We start from the raw sequence: 2,565 nt of genomic DNA on the forward strand, positions 1-2,565 counted from the left end.
CGCGAGTAAACTCGCATGAGATGATTTCCACTTTCCGGACATCTGATTTCCAGATTTCCGGAAGTGCGATTTCATCGCACAAGAATATTCAACAGGAATCCATGGGAAATATCTGCCTGATCACAGCAAATATCTCACAGGCTAAAACCCATTTCAAAAAAGCCATGAAGATTTATGAGAATGTCTGGGCTGATGAGCCGGAACTGATTGAAGAAAAATATCAGGAAATTCAGGAACTGTATCCACAGGTAGGCATCGCACTGGCAAGGGGGATTCTGGCTTTCAAAAATTAATAAGCATATTTTACGGCGGACACGATTGCCCGCCGTTATTAATTGCAGAACTTTCTCCCATTTCTGGGAAAAAGTCTTTATTATCTCATATAAAATTCTGTACTAAAAGAACAACCGTCTCAATGTATGCTGACATATCCGGTTCAATTTGTAGCTTCTACCGCAGGCGTGCAATCAGGTTATGGATAGCCTGCGGCGTTAAATCTATCTTAGCATGGTTAAAACTCCTGCGTCCATTTCATATACCCGATCACACAAAACATCTATATCCTCTTTGTTATGGCTGGCCATAAGAATTGTTTTCCCCTGATTTCTTAACTCCTCAAAAAATCTCCGCATCTCCAAAACGCCACGTTTATCCAATCCATTCATCGGTTCGTCAAGTATCAAAATCGGTTGATCTTCCATAATAGCTTGTGCAATAGCAAGTCTCTGTCTCATTCCCAATGAATAATTGCAGACCCGCTTTTTCGATAAAGGATCAAGCCCCACTTTTCTCATAACCTCATATAAATGTTCTTTGTCTTTTCTGTTTCTGATTCTATAAAGGAAATCCAAATTTTTAAAACCACTATAGTTTCTCAGAAAAGACGGTTCTTCGATGATAATTCCAGCTTCCGTCAGCATATCTATGTCTCGCTTCATTTTCTTGTTGCCACTCCAAATTTCGCCCTCATCCAACCGATATAATCCGCATATGCTTTTGAATAAAACAGTTTTTCCAGACCCGTTATATCCTATAATTCCATATATATGCCCGGATTCGCAGGTCAGAGAAACTTTTTTCAGCACTTCATGTCCTCGGAAACTCTTTGAAGCGTTTTTTACTCTGATAATTTCTTGTCGCATTTTAATCGTCCTTTTCCATTTTAAAATCAACCATTTTTATCTTCCAAATAACTGCTATACTAAGCAAAATACACGCAATCCCCAGCACTATTCGCTCCAAATAAAGCTCCGCTGTAATAAGTAATCAGGTAAAAGCTCATAAACGGCACAGCCAAAATGAGTAGCTTGTTGCTGATAAATAATGACACATACGCAGCAAGCAATGCAAGAACACCAGCCATAATTCCGTATTGCAGTCCAAATAAAGCAAAATACAGAAGATAGTGTCCATTGCTTATAATTCCTCTAAAGCCTCCAAGAGTAACTGCACTTTGACATATAGCGTCCTCTGCATCAAACCACGGCAGACGTAAATGCAAAAGACTCACATAAAGCATAACTCCAAACATCATTGTGAGTTCTGCGACTAACATTATAGTTATTGTTTTAGAAATCGCATATACTTTCGGATTTCCCCTTTCAACCTGCAAATAGGCATATTTATTCTCAAAGTCCTCACAAAAGCAGCCTGAAAAGGGAAAAGCAGAAAACACAAGACATAGCTTCTTATTCCAACAAATTTCATAGCAACGCCTTCATCGTTTCTTAAATACAATTTCAAATCACAAAATCTAAAATCTCTTTTTCCAAAAGTCTGAACACATTTGCAACCAAATATCCGTCTGCTATTGCGTGATTCAATCTTACACTAACAGGCATCATTAGTTTTCCATTTTCTTCTCTATACCTTCCCCAGTTTATAATTGGCAAAAAATACAGATATCCGTCAGGAAGTTCAATATTAAGCGAATCATAAGACAACCAGGATATATATGAGGCATCAAACCAATTCGGATGATTTTCAGCATCAAGGAGATACTCTCTTGTTTCTTTAGCATCTTCTATATCTTTAATAGCTTTTTTATAAAAAACTTTATAATCTTCATAATAGGTAGTATACACAGGTGTACAGGTTTCTGTATCTTCATTGAATACATACTGAATAGGATTTATGACATCATAACAAATCAATTCTTCACTTTGCCAAAGATAAGCCATCTTATAGTCATCACGGGAATTCAACGCCCTTGATAATATGTATAGAAAATTAATATAAAACTTTGTATTGGTCATTTTTGAATACTTTACTAACTCAGTTACATCTATCCTTGCAGTAATAGATGTCGAACATTTACAGTCCTGTGTAAAATGCTTGAAAACACCTTTTCTATAATATGTTTCTTTATCAACATTTTTATAATTCATTTTATTTCCTCTCGTGATAAGTTTTTCAGAAATTTATCAATTCTGCAAATTCAAATCTACTGTTGCTTTCAATCTCTCCGCAAGACTGTAAGCGCCTAATAACAGGGTGGATTTAACTTCCACCGAAAATCTGCCATAATCATAGAGGATAGACGCCAGCATTTTACTACAGATCTGA

The 2,565-nt window shown here is 36.6% G+C and carries 3 protein-coding genes and 1 pseudogene; 1 reads left to right on the plus strand and 3 read right to left on the minus strand.

Annotated elements, in window-relative coordinates:
* Nucleotides 1-293: pseudogene (locus ACTNDQ_RS15215) on the plus strand (hypothetical protein); the annotation flags it as partial.
* A gap of 204 nt (nt 294-497) precedes the next feature.
* Here ACTNDQ_RS15215 and ACTNDQ_RS15220 read toward each other — a convergent pair.
* From ACTNDQ_RS15220 to ACTNDQ_RS15230, 3 genes are all read right to left on the minus strand, one after another.
* A complete protein-coding gene (locus ACTNDQ_RS15220; protein WP_441064982.1) occupies nt 498-1,142 on the minus strand; it encodes an ABC transporter ATP-binding protein in 645 nt (214 codons plus the stop codon).
* A gap of 59 nt (nt 1,143-1,201) precedes the next feature.
* Nucleotides 1,202-1,675, minus strand: a complete 474-nt coding sequence (locus ACTNDQ_RS15225; RefSeq protein WP_441064983.1) for a hypothetical protein — start codon at nt 1,673-1,675, stop codon at nt 1,202-1,204.
* Between the two features lie 64 nt (nt 1,676-1,739).
* Nucleotides 1,740-2,387 carry a CatA-like O-acetyltransferase, family 3 gene (locus ACTNDQ_RS15230; protein ID WP_441064984.1) on the minus strand — a complete coding sequence of 216 codons (648 nt, stop codon included), beginning with the start codon at nt 2,385-2,387 and terminating at the stop codon, nt 1,740-1,742.
* Nucleotides 2,388-2,565: the final 178 nt, after the last annotated feature.

Source organism: Blautia massiliensis (ex Liu et al. 2021) (assembly GCF_052064225.1).
GTDB lineage: Bacteria > Bacillota > Clostridia > Lachnospirales > Lachnospiraceae > Blautia_A > Blautia_A fusiformis.

Coding starts and splice junctions, on each gene's coding strand:
- ACTNDQ_RS15220 (WP_441064982.1), bottom strand. CDS start 1,142: ATGCGACAAGAAATTATCAGAGTAAAAAACGCTTCAAAGAGTTTCCGA.
- ACTNDQ_RS15230 (WP_441064984.1), bottom strand. CDS start 2,387: ATGAATTATAAAAATGTTGATAAAGAAACATATTATAGAAAAGGTGTT.